Below are 17,447 nucleotides of genomic sequence, written 5' to 3'. Positions count from 1 at the left end.
TGCCGTGGCCCTCCTGGCGCACCACACTGCCCACCGGCCTTGACTTGCATCCAGCCCCCACCCAACGCACCTCTCTCTGCCCGCCCCGAGCGCCCCCTGCCGTGAACAAGAACCTGTGGCTCCTGGCCCTGTGCCAAGGCCTTTTCCTCACCAACAACGTTGTCTTCATCGCCATCAACGGCCTGATGGGCCTGCAACTGGCGCCCTTTGGCTGGATGGCCACGCTGCCGGTGATGGGCTATGTGGTGGGCGGTGCACTGTCCACGCCGCTGGTGGCGCAGAGCCAGGCGCGCTGGGGGCGCAAGGTGTCGTTCCAGATCGGGCTGGCCGTGGCCGTGGTGTCGGCCGCGCTGTGTACCTGGGCGGCGTTCAGCGCCAGCTTCTGGCTGCTGTGCACGGCCACGGTGGTGGCGGGCTACTACAGCGCCAATGGCGGGCTGTACCGCTTTGCGGCGGCCGAACTGGCCAAGCCGGACTACCGCGAGAAGGCCGTGTCGCTGGTGCTGGCCGGTGGCCTGCTGGGTGCGGTGGCGGGCCCCAACCTGGCCAGCGCCACGCGCACGCTATTTCCGGTGCCGTTTGCTGGCGCCTACATCGCGCTGATCGGCGTGGCGCTGTTGTCCATGCTGTGCATGGCGGCGATCCGCTTCGAGGCGCAGCCCGTGGTGCTCAATGCGGCGGGGCAGCGCGAGCAGGGCCGCCCGCTCAAGGTGCTGATGCGCCAGCCTGCGTTCATCGTCGCCATCGTGGGCGCCGCACTAGGTTATGGCGTGATGAACCTGCTGATGGCCGCCACGCCGCTGGCCATGCAGGTGTGCGGCTTTGACTTTGATGCCTCGGCACTGGTGCTGGAGTGGCATGTGATCGGCATGTTCGCGCCCGGCTTTGTCACCGGGCACCTCATCAAGCGCTTTGGCGTGCTGCCCATCATGGGCACGGGTGTGCTGCTCAACCTGGCGTGTGTGGCGGTGGCGCTGATGGGCGTGGAGCTGCACCACTTCGGCATTGCGCTGTTCTTCCTGGGCGTGGGCTGGAACTTCCTGTTCACCGGCTCCACCACGCTGGCCATGACGGCCTACCAGCCGGAGGAGAAGGACCGTGCGCAGGCGGCCATCAACTTCTGCGTGTACGCCACGCTGGCACTGAGCGCGTTCTCGTCGGGCGTGCTGGTCACCACACAGGGCTGGACGCTGCTGAACGCCGGCTCGCTGGTGCCGATTGTGGTGACGGGGCTGGCGCTGGCCTGGCTGGGCCTGCAACGCCAGCGCGTTTCAAGCGGTGCCTGAAGCGCGGTCGGCCACAGCACCTTCGGCCTGCGCCGTGGTGCGCAGCCACTGTGCAAAGGCCGCCACCGCAGGGTCTTCCAGCCGCCCCGGCGCCACAAACAGGCTGTAGCCGCGCGCACCGCTGTCGTGGTGCGGGTGGGCCAACACCAGCTCGCCCGATTGCAGTTCGCGCTCCACAAAATAACGCGGCACCACGCCCACACCCAGGTCAGCGCGCACCGCCTCCACCAGCATCGAGAACAGATCAAAACGGTGGCCGCCCAGGGTGTGGGCCGGCACGCGCGTGATGCCTGCCCGGCCCAGCCAGTCGTCCCACGCACCCAGGCGGGAGCTGAGCTGCAGCAGCGGCACGGCGCGGAAGTCGCCGCGCTCTGTGGCGCGCCGGTGGCGCGACTGCGGCGCACACACCGCTACGCAGACCTCAGGCATCAGGGGCGCGGGCACCACGCCGGGCCAGGCCGCGTCGTCGTACTGCACGGCCACGTCAAACGGGATCTCCGCCATGTAGATCTGCGTGGGGTACACCTGCAAGTGCAGGCTGCAGCCCTTGTGCGCGGCCAAAAAGGCGGGCAGCCGGGGCAGCAGCCAGCGCTCGGCAAACACGGGCACGCAGCCCACCAGCAGGCGCGCGCCATCGGGCCGCTGGGCCATGGCTTCGAGGGTGTGGTTCTGCAGGCGCAACAGGTCGCCCACGATCTGCGCGTGGTAGCGGCGGCCCACGTCGGTGAGGGTGGAGCCCCGCGCGCCGCGCTGCACCAGCTGCAGGCCCAGCTGGCCCTCCAGCAGGCGCAGCTGCTGGCTCACGGCGCTGTGGGTGAGGCAGAGTTCTTCGGCCGCCTTGCTCACGCCGTGGTGGCGAGCCACGGCGTCAAAAACAAGCAGGGCGCGGGTGCTGGGGATGTGTTTGCGCATGTAAGAAAAACTGTCGGCTGGGCAGATTAAAGCAGAGCCCAGGGGCGGGGTTCGGTCCAACAATTGCATGGCCATCCAGCCCGTCCGGGGTGCCTGCTGCAGCGCTGGACGGGCCACGCTCCCACTTTTCATTCTGTTTGTGTTTCGCTGATCACCATGACCCTTCCTCTCCGCACCTTCCGTGCCACGGCCCTTGCGGGTGCCATGGCCCTTGCCACCGCCGCCTGGCTGCCCGGCGCCGCCCACGCGCAGTTCGGCGCCGTGGCGCCCACGCCCACCGTGCTGCGCCCCGCCGTCGACAAGGCCTATGGCCAGCTCATGGCCGCACCCCAGATCCTGCAACTGCTCGACGCCGTGAAGGCCGACCACGACCGCGCCACCGAAGACCTGCGCATGCTCACCGAGATCGAGGCGCCGCCGTTCAAGGAACAAAAGCGGGCCGAAGCCTTCCTGGCACGGCTCCAGGCCCTGGGCCTGACCAACGCCGCCATCGACGCCGAAGGCAACGTGGTAGGTATCCGCAAGGGCACCGGCAACGGGCCCAAGCTGGTCATCTCGGCCCACCTGGACACCGTGTTCCCCTCCGGCACCGATGTGAAGGTGAAGGAGCGCGACGGCAAGCTGTATGCGCCCGGCATCTCCGACAACACGCGCGGCCTGGCCGTGCTGCTGTCGTGGCTCAAGGTGCTGAACGACCAGAAGATCGCCACCGTGGGCGACCTGGTGTTTGTGGGCAATGTGGGCGAGGAAGAGCTGGGCAACCTGCGCGGCATGAAGCACCTGTTCAAGGAACACCTGGACATCGACGGCATGGTGGCGCTGGAGCCCGCGCCCGACGGCACAGTGCTGGTGCTGGGCACGGGCAGCCACCGCCACGAGGTGACCTTCAAGGGCCCGGGCGGTCACAGCTACGCCGCGTTCGGCGAGGTGCCCAGCGCCATCCACGGCATGGGCCGCGCCATCGCCAAGATCGCGGAGATCCGCACTCCCAAGAGCCCCAAGACCACCTTCACCGTGGGCACGGTGGGCGGCGGCACGTCCGTCAACACCATCGCGCCCGATGCGCGCATGGCGGTGGACATCCGCTCCGACGAGATGGCCCCGCTGCTGGCCACCGAGAAGCAGGTGCTGGCCGCTGTGGACAGCGCCGTGACCGAAGAGAACGCACGCTGGGGTGTGAACACGCTGAGCGCCTCGACCAAGCTCATCGGCGACCGGCCCGGTGGCCGCACCGCCGCCGACACGCTGATCGTCGAGGCCGCCGTGCGCGCCAACACGGCCTTTGGCCGCAAGACCGTGCTGGCCGGTGCCAGCACCGATGCCAACGTGCCCATGGCGCTGGGCATCCCCGCCATCGTGATCGGGGGCGGCGGCAAGACGGGCGGGTTCCACGCGCTGTCCGAATGGATCGACCTGACGGATGCCTGGAAGGGTGCCCAGACCTCGCTGGTCACGGTGCTGGGGTTGGTGGGTGTGCAGGGCGTGAGTGCGCCGCTGCTGGAAAAGCGCCCACCCCGCACCAAGTAGTTGCACGGCACCACAGCGGCGCCCCCCGTTCACGATTGTTGACACGAAGGCGCTGCCGAGGTGCGTACCATGGGCGGTTCCGTCCGGGCTGGCACACTGCCGCCCTTCATTCCTCTACAGGAGAACACCATGGGTTTGCTCGATTCCGTTCTGGGTGCCGTCATCAACAACGCGTCGCAAGGCGGCAGTGGCGCCGCTGCGGCGGGTGGGGCCGGTGGTGGCCTGGGAGGGCTGATCAGCCTGGCCGCACAAAACCCGCAGCTGGTGCAGGCCGTCATGTCCCTCCTCAGCAACGACGGCCCGGTGGGCGGCCTGCCGGGGCTGATGGCCAAGTTCCAGCAAGCCGGGCTGGGCAACGTGATTGCGTCGTGGCTGAGCGCCGGGCCCAACCACGCAATCTCGGGCGAGCAGCTGTCCCAGGTGCTGGGCAGTGGCCCACTGGCGCAGATCGCGTCGCAATTGGGTGTGGGCCCCAGCGCTGCGGCGGGGCAACTGGCGCAGGTGTTGCCGGGCCTGGTCGACCACCTGAGCCCCCAGGGACAGGCGCCCCATGGCGGGTTTGGCAAGGCCAACGATCTGCTGGGGATGCTGGGCGGATTGCTTCAAAAGTGATAGCTGCTAGCACTTGAATTGAAAGCGCCATCAGCCATTTTCATCACCACCCCGCGCCCTCGGTGGGGCCAGCGCGTTACCGCTGCAAACAACTCAGAGGACTGCTCACAAAAATTCCCACGGGTGTGCCCCTAGCATCTCGGGCGCCGTGCAAGGCGGGCCCATCGGCAAGCACTGCGGCGCACACAACAACACACGACCGAGGGAATTTTCAGCATGAACGAAGGCACTCCATTTGCAACGCCCCAAGCGGCATCCGCCGCAGCCAGTGGCACCCCCACGGCGGTGCCCACCGACTTGCCCAAAGTCTGGCAAAAACGATTTGCGCTGATAGAACGGGCGGGGGGACTCAAGCTCACCAAGCTCAAGGATCTGAGCTTCTTTGAGCGCACGGCGTGCACCTTCAACCTGCTGGCGGGCCTGTTCGGCCCGTTTTATTACGTCGCCAAGGGCATGTGGAAAAAGGGCCTGGCGTACTGGGGGCTGGGCATTGCGGGCATCCTGCTGCTGGAAACGCTGGTGACGGTGGCGGGCTTTGGGCACCTGCTGAGCCGGGTGCACTACACCGGCGCATGGGTCGCCCTGTTTGCCATGATGGCCAACCGCGACTACTACAAGAAGGTCATGCTGGGCGACAACGGCTGGCTGTGACACCCGGCCCCCAACCCACAACCCCCAGCCGCGCCGCACAACACTGCATTCGCTGGGCCTGGGGGGCTGCCCTGGTGACGTTTGCACTCACCGCAGCCAACACGACCGGTGCCGCACTGGGTTCCAACGGGGTGACGTTCACCCCGTGGATGTGGCTGGACGTAGGTATCTGCGGGGTGCTGGCGTGGGGCATCTACCGCCGCAGCCGCATCGCCGCCGCGCTCATGTTCGTGTACTTCACCGCCGCCAAGGTGCTGTGGGTGTGGAACGACCTGGAGATGCGGGACGAACCCGGCTGGGGCGATTTTCTGGACAGCCTGGACAGCTGTACCAGCGGTGGCCTCCTGATGGCCGCAGTGCTGGTGGTGGTGTACGCACTGGGCGTCTACGGCACGGTGGCTCACCACCGGCGGTAGCGCCGGTCTGCACCACCGATGTTGTTTCCGCCAGTTCAAAAATGATAGCTACTGACGCATGATGCACTAGCGCTTGAAGGCTTTTTATCCAAAAATCGGCCCGTACGCCCCTAGGCCGCCACGGGACAGCGCCGCACCAGCCACTGCCGCAGCAGGTCGAACACCGGCTCCGCCAGCTCAGGGCTTTCGTTGAACAGCTCGTGGAACAGGGGCTCAAAGCAGTGGGAATGCACCACGGCCTTGGGTGCAGCGACCGCAAAGGCACGGCTGCCCGCAGGGTTGACCAGCTTGTCGCTGCCCGCCCACATCAGCAGCGTGGGCACACTCCAGTGCGCAGCGCGGGCCACGGTAGCGGGGCCACCCTCGGCGATGAAGCGGGCCAGGCGGGCACTGATGCGGTCGTGGCACAGCGGATCGGCCAGGTAGGCCGCCACCACGGCGCTGTCGTGCGAAAGGTACTGCGCGTCCAGCCCGTTGCCCACGCGCAGGTTGGGCGCGATGCGCGGCAGCGTGGCCAGCAGCAGCTTTTGCACGGCGCCCAGGCCGGCATCGAGCGCGGGGGAGGACAGCACCAGCGCATCCACCGGCCGCAGGTGCAGGGACACAAACCGCGAGGCCACCAGCCCGCCCATGCTGTGGCCCAGCAGCACCAGGGGTTGCCCTGCCGGCATGCGGGCGCGGGTGGCGTCCACCAGGTCTGCCAGATCGTCCAGCAGGCGCATGTCCGACGTGAGCCCGCCGCGCGGCCCGGCCGATTCGCCGTGGCCGTACTGGTCGTAGCCCCGCACCGCAAACCCCCAGTCGTTGAGGCGGCGGGCCAGCGCGTCGTAGCGGCCCACATGCTCGCCCAGGCCGTGCACCAGCAGCACCGTCCCCCGGCAGGGCTCGCCCTGCGGCAGGGGCCAGTCCTGCACAGCCAGGTTCTCGCCATCGCTCGCGGTGAAGGTGGTCAGGGTCGAAGGAAGCAGTTCGTCAGAAGTCATGGAAAGCAGGGCATTCGAGACGCGATGGGACAGCATACCCGGCGCACCCAAATACCCGATGCACTAAATGGTCAGGCTTGTACTGCCGGCAAGACCCAGAGAGCGTGACCCCTGATCGGGCGAAGCTGCTCCGGGGTTTTCAAGCCAGAGATACCCAGAGGTCATCCCAGTCGGTGGGCAGGAAATTGCCCTCGCGCCGCAGCACTTGCTGGTGCTTGCGGTTGAGCACGAAGTGCGTGGGACGTCGCGAAATGGCGCCAAAACTGTCCTTGTGCCCCTCAGCGTTTCGCCAGGCAATGGGAAAACGCTGCTCGGCGGGCACTGATACCTTGAGCAGCTCGATGTACTGCATGAAGTCAGCCGCCTTCTCATCCATGTTCACGCCCAGCAGCACAAAGTCGCGCTGGCGATTGGCGGTGTAAAACTCGCGCATGAGGCGGAGCTCGTTGGTGCACAGGGCGCAGCCAGCGGTAAAAAAGCTCACCAGACACACCTTGCCCGCGTAGTCCGTCAGCATGACCGGCTTGCCTTCGCTGTTGGTGCCGGTCAGCGTGTGAAGCGGGCCCGGTGTGCTGCCGCCAGCCGGGGTCTGGGCCAGACCGGACGCCGGCGCGAGAGTGGCAAGGGCAGTTGCAGAGCAGGCGTGGAGAAATGAGCGTTTGTCCATGGTGTGACCCGGTGATGCAAGGCGTGAGAAAGAGCACCCAGGGCGCGTGGTGTGGCGCCCTGTGCTATCAGGGGGTCGGGGCCGCAGCGGCCGCCTGCTGGGCCATGGCCGCCATCACGTGTGCCACGGAGGCGGTGAGGCGCTTGGCATAGGGCACATGCAAAAACTCGTTGGGGCCATGCGCGTTGCTCTTGGGGCCCAGCACGCCGCACACCATCATCTGCGCGGTGGGAAAGCCTTCGCTGAGCATGTTCATGAGCGGGATGGTGCCGCCCTGGCCGATGTAGCCGCAGGGCGCGCCAAAGTGCGCCTGCGAAGCCTCGTTGAGCGCCTGCTCGAACCAGGGTGTGGTGGCCGGGGCATTCCAGCCCGTGGCACCGCCGCCGCTCTGGAAGGTGACCTTGGCCTGGTAGGGCGCGTTGTCTTCCAGCAGCGCCTTCAGGTCCTGCACGGCTTGCGCGGCGTCCACCAGCGGGGGCAGGCGCAGGCTGAGCTTGAAGGCGGTGTAGGGGCGCAGCACGTTGCCCGCGTCCTGCAGCGCCGGGAAGCCCTCGGCGCCGGTGACGCTGAGCGTGGGCTCCCAGGTGCGCTTGAGCAGGGCCTGCACCGGGTCGGTGGTGGTGGGCAGGGCAAACACGGTGGAGCCGCCGCAGTCGTAGTGCGCCCAGGGGAAGCGCTTGTACACCTCTTCGCCCAGGATGGCCGCCGTGGCGCGGGCCTGGGCCAGTCGGTCGGTGGGCACTTCGCAGTGGAAGCTGGCGGGCAGCAGGCGGCCGGTGGCGCTGTCTTCCAGCCGGTCCAGCACCTGCCGCATGATGCGGAACGACGAGGGCACCAGGCCCGAGGCATCGCCGGAGTGGATGCCCTCGGTGAGGATCTCGACCTTGAGCGTGCCGCTGGCCATGCCGCGCAGGCTGGTGGTGAGCCACAGCTGGTCGTAGTTGCCCGCGCCAGAGTCCAGGCACACCACCAGCGCCACGTTGCCCATGCGGGGCTTCAAGGCATCGATGTAGGGCAGCAGGTCGCGCGAGCCGCTTTCCTCGCAAGTCTCGATCAGGCCCACGATGCGCGGGTGTGGCACGTTCTGGCGCTTCAACTCTTGCACGGCGGCGATGCTGGCGTAGACCGCGTAGCCGTCATCGGCGCCGCCCCGGCCGTAGAGCTTGCCGTCTTCGTACTTGGGTGTCCAGGGGCCCAGGTCGCTGCGCCAGCCAGAGAACTCGGGTTGCTTGTCCAGGTGGCCGTACATGAGCACGGTGTCGGTGGCATTGGACTGGGTGGCAGCGATCTCGAAGAACAGCACCGGGGTGCGGCCTTCCAGGCGCACGATTTCAAGCGTCAGGCCCTCGACCTTTTGCGACTCCACCCAGGCGGCGGCGTTGCGCACCACGGTGTCGAGCAGGCCCAGCTCGGCCCAGTCGGCCGCGAAGGTGGGGGACTTGGCAGGGATGGCGATGTAGTCGGTGAGCTGGCGAACAATGTCGCTGTCCCAGGCCTGGCTGACGCGCTGCAGGGCAAGCTCAGGCTGAAGGACTTGGGAGGGCACGCGGGCGTTCATGGGGGGGCTCCTGAAGGCGGAAGGTGATCAATCCGCCATTCCAACACAACCCCCAGCCGGGCGCCATCGGTCAATACAGAGACTCGGGCAGGGTCTCGGGATTGGCCTGGGCCGCCAGCTGGGCGCTTGGGCGGCGCAGGCCCGTGGCCACCTCGACGCGGTTGCGGCCGTTGTTCTTGGCCTGGTACAGCGCGCGATCGGCAGCGGCAATCAGCATGTCCCAGCTGTCACCCGACTCCAGCCGCCCGCCAAACACGCCAATGCTCACCGTGACGGCAATGCCCGGGCCGGGCACGCCATCGGCAGTGCAGCGGGACTCCTCGACCGCCTTGCACAGCTCGCGCGCCAGCTGCTCGGCCCCCACGAGGCCGGTGTCGGGCAGGAGCACCATGAACTCTTCGCCCCCGTAGCGGCCCACCAGATCCTGCGCACGCACGCGCTGGCGCAGCACGTTGACCACGCTGCACAGCACGCGGTCCCCCGCCGGGTGGCCGTACTGGTCGTTCACGTCCTTGAAGTGGTCGATGTCCACCATCATCAGCGCCATTGGCTCGCGCATGCGCTGGGCGCGGGCCACGTCGCGGTCCAGCGCGGCGATCAGCGAGCGGCGGTTGGCCACGCCGGTGAGCGGGTCCAGCGCGGCCAGCACGCGGTTGTTTTCGTCGGCCCGGTCGCGCGACATGAACACAAAACCCACCGAGCTGACGAGCACCACCGAGAAAGTGGCCAGAAAAGTCAGCGTCTGCAGCCCACTGCCCTGCAGGATGTTGGTGGCCTCGGAATGGGTGCTGATGGCCACCAGCGCACGCCCCCCCAGCACCACGGCCTCCAGCGACAGACCTGCCACCAGCAGCCACTGCCCTCGCCCTACGGTGGCGTGCCGGTGCGACAGCGCCGCCAGCAGCGCCCACACGGCCTGCAGCCCTATCACCAGGCCCACAAAACTCACCCGCGCCGGAAAGTTGTCGATGAACACCGAGACAAAGACCAGCACCAGCAGCGGCGGCGCGAGCAACAGGGCCCAGCGCACGGGCCGCCCCTGGAACTGGTAGACCGCCGCAATCATCCCCACGAACACGCTGGACAACATCAGGTTGCCCACCACGATGGACAACAGGTCGGGGATCAGGCCGCGCAGCATGATCAGCAGGTGACCGATGGCATTGACCAGCAGGGCCGCCGCCCAGCGGCCCAGGCCGTCGCGCCGCCGGCCCCACCCCACCACGGCCATGGAGGCCGCCATCATGAGGGAGCTGGCAATGATCATTGCCAGCATGGTGGGGACGTGGGCGGCCATGGATGCAGTTGGGCAGGGGAGTGACAGGAATCAGGCCAGCATAAACCAAGGACTACAGGCCGCAAACCGCCGGATGACCACCCGCACCGGTGGTGTGCCCTATTGCAGCTGGGCGGGCGCCCGCGTGCCGCTGCCGGGCGCATGCTGCCCTTCGCCGTCGCCGGTCTGCGCCATGGGCGCGGCCAGGGCCGTGCGGGAGGCGTAGCCCAGGCCGCCGTGGCCCGCCGAGCCATCGCCGCGCGAGAGCTTGAACACCTGCACCGCGCCCGCCAGCCGCGTGGCCTGCTCGCGCAGGCTCTGGGCGGCAGCGGCCGACTGTTCCACCAGCGCAGCGTTCTGTTGCGTCATCTGGTCGAGCTGGTTGACGGCGGTGTTGACCTGGCCGATGCCGTCGGACTGCTCGGTCGATGCGGCCGTGATCTCGCCAATGATGTCGCCTACCCGTTTGACCGAGCCCACGATCTCGTCCATGGTGCTGCCCGCGTTCTGAACCAGGCGCGCGCCCGATTCCACCCGCTCTACGGACGCACCAATCAGCGCCTTGATCTCGCGCGCCGCCTCGGCGCTGCGCCCGGCGAGGTTGCGCACCTCGCTGGCCACCACGGCAAAACCCCGGCCCTGTTCACCCGCGCGGGCGGCTTCCACGGCCGCGTTGAGCGCGAGGATGTTGGTCTGGAACGCAATCGAATCGATCACGCCGATGATGTCGGCGATCTTGCGGGAGCTCTGGTTGATGTCGCCCATGGTGGTGACCACCTCGCCCACCACCTGGCCGCCACGCGCGGCGACCTCGGCAGCGGTGCTGGCCAACTGGTTGGCCTGGCGGGCAGCGTCGGTCGACTGGCGCACGGTGGAGGTCAGGTGCTCCATGCTTTGTGCGGTCTGCGCCAGGCTGCTGGCCGTGGCCTCGGTGCGGGCCGACAGGTCCTGGTTGCCGCTGGCGATCTCGGCACTGGCGGTGGTGATGCTGTCCACCGCATTGCGCACCTGCTGCAGCATCTGCGTGTAGCGCTGGCGCATGCCCTCCACCTCCTGCACCAGGGCGCCGATCTCGTCGCGCCGCGTGGTGTGGAAAGCCTCGGTGAGGTCGCCCTGCGCGACCAGCGTGATGGCCTGGGTCAGGTCCTGCAGCGGGCGGCTCACGCCCCGGCGCAGCATGACGAACAGGCCGATGGCCAGCAGCACCACGGCCACGGCCATCAGGCCCCACACGGCCAGCGTGACGCGACGCTGGCTGGCCATGGCCTCGCCATCGGCCACCTCGGCCACCACCCACCAGCCGCCACCGGTCTTGCGCACCAGCGCCCAGGGGTTCTCGGCGCCGGTGCCCAGCACGTCTGCGGCCTCGCGCACAAAGCCGTCCTGCGATGCGGCCAGCGCTTCAAAAAACGGGCGCGCCTGCGGGTAGGCCTCCAGCACGCGCTTGCCGCGTGCTGTGGGGTGGTACACAAACACGGCCTGGTCCAGCGACGTGCCGGGGTTGATCACGTAGGTGCCGCCGTGTTCGAAGAACTTGGTCTGTGCCACCTGCTTTTGCAGCATGGCGTGGAACACGCTGATGTCGTTGCCGATGAACAGCAGCGCAATGACCTTGCCCGAGGCGTCCTTGGCGGGCAGGTAGTGGCCCATGAAGGGCTTGCCGTTCACCACCGTGACGCCGGTGTAGGGCTCGCCCTTGGACACCGTGGCGTAGGCCGGGTCGGTGCGGCCAAGCGGCGTGCCCATCTGGCGCTCGCCCTTGTCGTTCTTGACCGAGGTGGTGATGCGCACAAAGTCATCGCCCTTCTTGGCGAACACCGTAGCAATGCCGCCGGTCTCGCTGGCGAATTTGTCGACCGAGCCGTAGTCCTCGTTCACCAGCGCGCCGTAGCTGCGCAGCTCGCCCGAGGCTTCGTCGAGCTGCATGGTGGCCTCGAAGTAGCGCTGGAAGCCCTTCATGGTCAGCTGCACCAGTTCGCGGTTGGTGTTGTCGGCCGCGTCCAGCGACTGCGCCACGCTCTGCGCCGTGTCGCCCACGCTGGCCACCACCTGCGCGCGGGTGCTGCGCTCGGTCAGCACGCCAATCGCGAGCCCCACCAGCACCAGCACCAGGGCCACCAGCGCAATGGCGGTCAACGTGACCTGGCGTGCGACGGATCGGTTGTTGGCAAGGGATGCGGGCATGCGGGGTGTCTCCTGAATTGGGATGCGCAAGGCAATGCGCCAAGAAATGCAAAAGCCGACTGGGCCGGTCTGCTTTCACTCTAAGCCCAGCACCTTGTTACATTTATTCACGCATTCCCTTACGCATTCGCGCGTACTGGAGTCGGCCCGCGAAACGATTTAGGCCGGGTGCTGGGGGCCGTTGCGCAGGGCAAGGTCCCGCCAGCCAAGCCCCTGCGATGTCCCTGCCGACGGGCTGTATTCGCAACCCACCCAGCCCGTGTAGCCCAGGGCATCGATAGCGTCGAACAGGAACGGGTAGTGCAGCTCGCCCCGGTCGGGCTCATTGCGCGCAGGCACACCCGCCGCCTGGATGTGGGCCACGCGGCCCGTGGGCAGGTAGCGCTGCAGCTTGCCGTGAAGGTCCCCCTCCACCAGCTGGCAGTGGTACAGGTCCATCAGCACCTTCAGGTGGGGCACCTGGGCCGCATCGAGCAGCTCGTGCGCGTGGTCCTGCCGGTTCAAGAAATAGCGCGGCACATCGCGCAGGTTGGTGGGTTCGATGAGGATGTCGCACCCCGCGCGGCCCGCCTGGTCTGCCGCCCAGCGCAGGTTGTCCACGCACAGGGCCTTGAGCGATTCGCGCTCCACGCCGGGCGGCACGGTGCCGCACAGCACATTGATGTAGGGGCAGCCCAGCCGTTCGGCGTACCGCAGGGCCTCCAGCACGCCAGCGCGAAACTCCGCCTCCCGCCCCGGCTGCGCGGCCAGGCCGCGTGCGCCCTGGTCCCAGGCGTGGGCCATGTCGGCGGGCGCGAACCCGCCTGCGGGGGCGTTGAACAGCACCAGCTGCAGGCCGTTGTCCTGCAGCCGGGCAGCGATCTCGCGGGGGTCGACGGCGTAGGGAAAGTGCAGCTCCACCGCCCGAAAGCCGTCGCGCGCTGCCGCCGCAAAACGGTCGAGCAAGGGCAGCTCGGGGTACATCAGGCTCAGGTGGGCGGCGAACTGGGGCATGGGGGCAATGGGGCGGCGATCGAAACCCCCCAGCTTATCGCGCCGCAGCCTGTGGGCCGCAGCGCGGGGCCTGTTGGTGGCAGATTCAATGCGCTACAGGCAGGTAGCGCCAGTCGGTCATACCCGAGCAGCTATCAAAACAATAGTAAAAATGATGCAATGAGATGCGCAGCACAGGTGGGAGGGAGCCAGCGCGGGCTTGAGCGCCCCGCGCGGCGCCCCACCTCTGTCTATTTGGCCCGGCTTCCCGCCGCCAACACGGCCGCACGGCCTACCGCCGAGTCGTCGGTGAAGAAGCCGTCGATGCCCGCACGCAGGTAGGCCGTGATCTCGGCCACGCTGTCGCCGCGCACGGTGCCATCGGTTGTGGGCGCCTTCTTCAGCCCGGCGGGCAGGAAGGCGTTTTCGGGCCGCAGCGTCCAGATGTGCACCGCCAACCCGGCGGCGTGGGCCTGAGCGACCAAGGGCGTGGGCTCGCCGGGCACGCCGTCCTTCACCGGCACCACCAGGGTCTTGAACGGGCCAATGGCGTTGGCGTAGGTGGCCACCTGCTTCAGGCCCTCGGGCGTGATCAGGTCGGCATAGCCGCGCGTGTTGGCCGCGCCCTGGGCCACAAAGTCATAAGGCCGGCCCGAGGGCGCCACCAGCTGCACCAGGCGCACGCTGCTGAGCTTGCGGATCGCCTGCAGGTTGCTGACCTCGAACGACTGCACGAACACGGGCGCGTCCTTGTGGTTCCAGCCGTTCTTTTCCAGCGCGGCCAGCAGCGGCGCCTCCAGCGGCAGGCCGATGGACTGGAAGTAGGTGGGGTGTTTGGTTTCGGGGTAGATGCCGATGGTCCTGCCCGTTTTGGCGCTCTGGGCCTTGGCCAGGTCGATCACCTCCTGCAAGGTGGGCACCTCGAACTGCCCGTTGTAGGCCACGTTGGCCGGGCGCTGCGCGGGGATGCGCTCGCGGGCACGCAGGGTTTTCAGCTCGGCCAGCGTGAAATCCTCGGTAAACCAGCCGGTGACGGCCTGGCCGTCGATGGTCTTGGTGGTTTTGCGGCCTGCGAACTCGGGGCGGTCCACCACGTCGGTGGTGGCTTCCTTCACCGAGCCGTCGGCGTTCAAGATGGCGATCGCGTTCTCGTGTCGGGCCACCAGCACTCCATCCTTAGTGATCACCAGGTCGGGCTCGATGATGTCGGCGCCGTCATCAATGGCCTTCTGGTACGCGGCCAGCGTGTGCTCGGGCCGCAGGGCCGAAGCGCCCCGGTGGGCAATCACGGTGGGTGTGGGCGGCCAGGCCTGGGCCACGGCGCCCAGCGCCCAGGTGGTGAGCAGCGCGGCAGCGGTCACGGCGCGCAGTGCAATGCGTTTCATGCGGGTCTCCTCCAAATGGAGCCTGCACCTTAGCCGATGCGGTTGACAGCGGTGTGTCGCCGGGGCGTACACCCCGGTAAGCACTATGCGTGCTCGAAATGGAAGACGGCCGTGCCCGCACGGGCGTTGGGCAGCCAGCGCACCTCCTGCCCGTCCTGCAGCCCAAAGGAGTCGAGGATGCGCAGGCTGTTCTTGGTGGCCAGCACCTCGAAGTCCTTGTACGTGCCCACGCGGATGTTGGGCGTGTCGTACCACTGGTAGGGCAGGCGCCGCGTCACGGGCATGCGCCCGCGCAGGATGGACAGGCGGTTGGGCCAGTGCGCAAAGTTGGGGAAGGCCACCACGCCGGTGCGGCCCACACGCGCTGTCTCGCGCAGCATGGTTTCGGCATTGCGCAAATGCTGCAGCGTGTCGATCTGCAGCACCACGTCAAAGCTGTTGTCGTCGAACATGGCCAGCCCCTCGTCGAGGTTGAGCTGGATCACATCCACGCCGCGCTGCACGCAGGCCAACACGTTGGCGTCGTCAATCTCCACGCCGTAGCCGCTGCAGCCGCGCTCGCGCTGCAGGTAGTCGAGCATGGCGCCGTTGCCACAGCCCAGGTCGAGCACGCGCGAGCCGGGAGGCACCAGGCGCGCCAGGGCTTGCATTGCCGCTTTGTCCGTCATGCTTGCAACTCCTTGGCAATGCTATCGAAGTAAGAGCGCATGACGCCCATGTACCGGGCGTCATCCAGCAAAAATGCATCGTGCCCGTGGGGCGCATCGATCTCGGCGTAGCTCACGCTGCGGCGGTTGTCGAGCAGGGCCTTGACGATCTCGCGGCTGCGCTGGGGCGAAAAGCGCCAGTCGGTGGTGAAGCTCACCAGCAGGAACTTCGCCGTGGCACGGGCCAGGGCGCGCGTGAGGTTGCCGGCGTGCGCGCGGGCGGGGTCGAAGTAGTCGAGCGCGCGGGTGATCAGCAGGTAGGTGTTGGCGTCGAAGTAGTCGCTGAACTTGTCGCCCTGGTAGCGCAGGTAGCTTTCGATCTGGAACTCGATGTCCTGCGTGCTGTACTTCAGATCGATGCCTTCACGCAGCTGGCGGCCGAACTTCTCGTTCATCACGTCGTCGCTGAGATACGTGATGTGGCCGATCATGCGGGCGATGCGCAGGCCGCGTTTGGGGATCACACCGTGGCGGTAGAAGTGGCCGCCGTGGAAGTCCGGGTCGGTCACGATGGCGCGGCGGGCGACCTCGTTGAAGGCAATGTTCTCGGCCGTCAGGTTGGGCGCGCTGGCCACCACCACCGCGTGGCGCATGCGCTCGGGGTACTGCAGCGTCCAGCTGAGCGCCTGCATGCCGCCCAGGCTGCCGCCCAGCACAGCAGCGAGTTGCGTGATGCCCAGACGATCGAGCAGGCGGGCCTGGGCGTTGACCCAGTCCTCCACCGTGACCACGGGGAAGTCCGCGCCGTAGACCTCGCCCGTGTCCGGGTGCGGGTGCATGGGGCCGGTCGAGCCGAAGCAGGAGCCGAGGTTGTTCACGCCGATGACGAAGAAGCGGTCGGTGTCCACGGGCTTGCCGGGGCCGATCATGTTGTCCCACCAGCCCTCGCTCTTGTCCTGCCCCGCGTACACGCCCGCCACATGGTGTGAGGCGTTGAGCGCATGGCACACAAGCACGGCGTTGGAGCGGTCGGCATTGAGCGTGCCGTAGGTCTCGTAGGCCAGGTGGTAGTCGCGGATCGACGCGCCGCTTTGCAGCGGGAGCACCTCCGAGAAATGCATGGACTGGGGTGTGGCGATGAACGACATAGTTGGAACGGGTAAGCCCTCACGTTCCACCGCTTGCAACCGCCGAAGCCCCCTGGGGAGCCGCTGTCGCCGAGGGCAAAACCTCGGCAAAAAAATACCCGGCGTCGCTAAAAACGAGGCCGGGCAGGTGTGTCGGACGGGTCTTTAGCAGAATTTATAAAGCGCCCGCAAGCTGTGGCAAATCGGCGCGTCTGGCAAATATACCAAAGCAGCGCCGCGTCGCCCAGCCCGTTGATCGGTTCAGATCAGGCTGCCGACGAAAAAATGGCCAGCAGGCCGAGCACCAGAAAGATCGCGGCAGACACCAGATGCACCGCGCGGATGGGCACCTTGCGCGTGATGCGCTCGCCCAGCCAGACCACCGGCGCATTGGCCAGCATCATGCCCAGCGTGGTGCCCGCCACCACCCACAGATAGGCGCTGTATTTGGCGGCCAGCATGACGGTGGCGATCTGGGTCTTGTCGCCCATCTCGGCCAGGAAGAACGCGACCACTGTGGTGCCGAACACGCCCCAGCGCGGGGAGCCGTCGGCTTCGCCTTCGTCCAGCTTGTCGGGGATCAACATCCAGATCGCCATGGCGATGAACGAGGCGCCCAAAATCCAGCGCAGTACCTGCGGGCCGAGGAAGGTGGTCACCCAGGCACCGACAGCGCCGGCCAGACCGTGGTTGACCAGTGTGGCGACCAGGATGCCCAGCACGATGGGCCAGGGTTTGCGAAAACGGGCGGCCAGCACGAGCGCGAGCAGCTGGGTCTTGTCGCCCATCTCGGCAAGCGCGACGATGGCGGTGGAAATGAAGAAGGCTTCCATGGGGGAGGGGGTCCTATCCGGCCGGATGGGTGGAAAACGCATTGACTGCACCCCGACTCCGGCCATGTGGATCGGTTTGCAGTCAATGGTCTCGCCCAGCTCAAAAGCCGCATACGCCATAGGTTTCCAAGAACCCAAGTGTGTTGACGCATGCCCCCGGCGCATTGCGCGGCCGGGCGGGCTACTCCCCAAAGACTAACGGATTTTACCCTATGGTTTGCCCTGAAATTCACCGAAAAACCACGCTTGCCCGCTGTTTTGGGCTCATTTACCCAGAAATAAACCCCCACGGGCACCATAAAGTGATTAATAATGGTTTCGCTTTTCTGTTCGCAGAATGGCAGTTAGCTTAGCGGTGAATGGTCAGTTTCGCGTCTTTGAAGTCGTCACAGGTTTGTTGATTGCGTCGGG

16 protein-coding genes and 1 riboswitch are annotated in these 17,447 nt (G+C 67.2%); of the genes, 5 read left to right on the top strand and 11 right to left on the bottom strand.

Annotated elements, in window-relative coordinates:
- The first annotated feature begins 101 nt into the window (after positions 1-101).
- Positions 102-1,286: an MFS transporter gene (locus ACT531_RS04330; protein ID WP_476016590.1), complete on the top strand. Its 1,185-nt coding sequence runs from the start codon at positions 102-104 to the stop codon at positions 1,284-1,286.
- Here the strand turns inward: ACT531_RS04330 and ACT531_RS04325 are convergent.
- Positions 1,272-2,198 carry a LysR family transcriptional regulator gene (locus ACT531_RS04325; RefSeq protein ID WP_476016589.1) on the bottom strand — a complete coding sequence of 309 codons (927 nt, stop codon included), beginning with the start codon at positions 2,196-2,198 and terminating at the stop codon, positions 1,272-1,274. The two genes, ACT531_RS04330 and ACT531_RS04325, sit on opposite strands and share 15 nt — an antisense overlap.
- Positions 2,199-2,354: 156 nt before the next feature.
- Here ACT531_RS04325 and ACT531_RS04320 point away from each other — a divergent pair, with 156 nt between their 5' ends.
- From ACT531_RS04320 to ACT531_RS04305, 4 genes are all read left to right on the top strand, one after another.
- Positions 2,355-3,725 (top strand): M20/M25/M40 family metallo-hydrolase, encoded by a 1,371-nt coding sequence (locus ACT531_RS04320; protein WP_476016588.1) that lies wholly within the window; start codon positions 2,355-2,357, stop codon positions 3,723-3,725.
- A gap of 129 nt (positions 3,726-3,854) precedes the next feature.
- Positions 3,855-4,337, top strand: a complete 483-nt coding sequence (locus ACT531_RS04315) for a YidB family protein (RefSeq protein ID WP_476016587.1) — start codon at positions 3,855-3,857, stop codon at positions 4,335-4,337.
- Positions 4,338-4,553: 216 nt separating this feature from the next.
- Complete coding sequence (locus tag ACT531_RS04310; protein WP_288851707.1) at positions 4,554-4,988, top strand: DUF2628 domain-containing protein; 435 nt, start codon at positions 4,554-4,556, stop codon at positions 4,986-4,988.
- A gap of 74 nt (positions 4,989-5,062) precedes the next feature.
- Positions 5,063-5,404: a hypothetical protein gene (locus ACT531_RS04305; protein ID WP_476016586.1), complete on the top strand. Its 342-nt coding sequence runs from the start codon at positions 5,063-5,065 to the stop codon at positions 5,402-5,404.
- Between the two features lie 110 nt (positions 5,405-5,514).
- Here ACT531_RS04305 and ACT531_RS04300 read toward each other — a convergent pair whose 3' ends face one another.
- The 10 genes from ACT531_RS04300 to ACT531_RS04255 all read right to left on the bottom strand — a co-directional run bounded on the left by ACT531_RS04300 (position 5,515) and on the right by ACT531_RS04255 (position 17,036).
- The gene (locus ACT531_RS04300; RefSeq protein WP_476016585.1) at positions 5,515-6,387 is read right to left on the bottom strand and encodes a lysophospholipase; all 873 of its coding nucleotides are present in this window, start codon (positions 6,385-6,387) and stop codon (positions 5,515-5,517) included.
- A gap of 139 nt (positions 6,388-6,526) precedes the next feature.
- Positions 6,527-7,054 (bottom strand): peroxiredoxin family protein, encoded by a 528-nt coding sequence (locus ACT531_RS04295; RefSeq protein WP_476016584.1) that lies wholly within the window; start codon positions 7,052-7,054, stop codon positions 6,527-6,529.
- Positions 7,055-7,121: 67 nt separating this feature from the next.
- Positions 7,122-8,612, bottom strand: coding sequence for a M20 family metallopeptidase (locus ACT531_RS04290; RefSeq protein WP_476016583.1), 1,491 nt, complete (start codon positions 8,610-8,612; stop codon positions 7,122-7,124).
- 70 nt (positions 8,613-8,682) lie between these two features.
- A complete protein-coding gene (locus ACT531_RS04285; protein ID WP_476016582.1) occupies positions 8,683-9,909 on the bottom strand; it encodes a GGDEF domain-containing protein in 1,227 nt (408 codons plus the stop codon).
- A gap of 99 nt (positions 9,910-10,008) precedes the next feature.
- Positions 10,009-12,072, bottom strand: coding sequence for a methyl-accepting chemotaxis protein (locus ACT531_RS04280; protein ID WP_476016581.1), 2,064 nt, complete (start codon positions 12,070-12,072; stop codon positions 10,009-10,011).
- A 159-nt stretch (positions 12,073-12,231) separates the two neighbouring features.
- Positions 12,232-13,065, bottom strand: coding sequence for a hydroxypyruvate isomerase family protein (locus ACT531_RS04275; RefSeq protein WP_476016580.1), 834 nt, complete (start codon positions 13,063-13,065; stop codon positions 12,232-12,234).
- A gap of 230 nt (positions 13,066-13,295) precedes the next feature.
- Entirely contained in the window at positions 13,296-14,429 is a 1,134-nt protein-coding gene (locus ACT531_RS04270; RefSeq protein WP_476016579.1) for a glycerophosphodiester phosphodiesterase, read from the bottom strand.
- 83 nt (positions 14,430-14,512) lie between these two features.
- Positions 14,513-15,097, bottom strand: coding sequence for a methionine biosynthesis protein MetW (gene metW, locus ACT531_RS04265; RefSeq protein WP_015016396.1), 585 nt, complete (start codon positions 15,095-15,097; stop codon positions 14,513-14,515).
- Positions 15,094-16,224, bottom strand: a complete 1,131-nt coding sequence (gene metX, locus ACT531_RS04260; RefSeq protein WP_476016578.1) for a homoserine O-succinyltransferase MetX — start codon at positions 16,222-16,224, stop codon at positions 15,094-15,096. Before metX ends, metW begins: the two co-directional genes overlap by 4 nt.
- A 245-nt stretch (positions 16,225-16,469) precedes the next feature.
- A complete protein-coding gene (locus ACT531_RS04255) occupies positions 16,470-17,036 on the bottom strand; it encodes a TMEM165/GDT1 family protein (protein ID WP_015016398.1) in 567 nt (188 codons plus the stop codon).
- A 9-nt stretch (positions 17,037-17,045) separates the two neighbouring features.
- Positions 17,046-17,238, bottom strand: a riboswitch (yybP-ykoY riboswitch).
- Positions 17,239-17,447: the final 209 nt, after the last annotated feature.

The sequence above is a fragment of the Acidovorax sp. DMC1 genome, from assembly GCF_056314325.1.
Note: the sequence above shows the minus strand (reverse complement) of the source record. Positions and strands in the feature narration are given on the sequence as shown.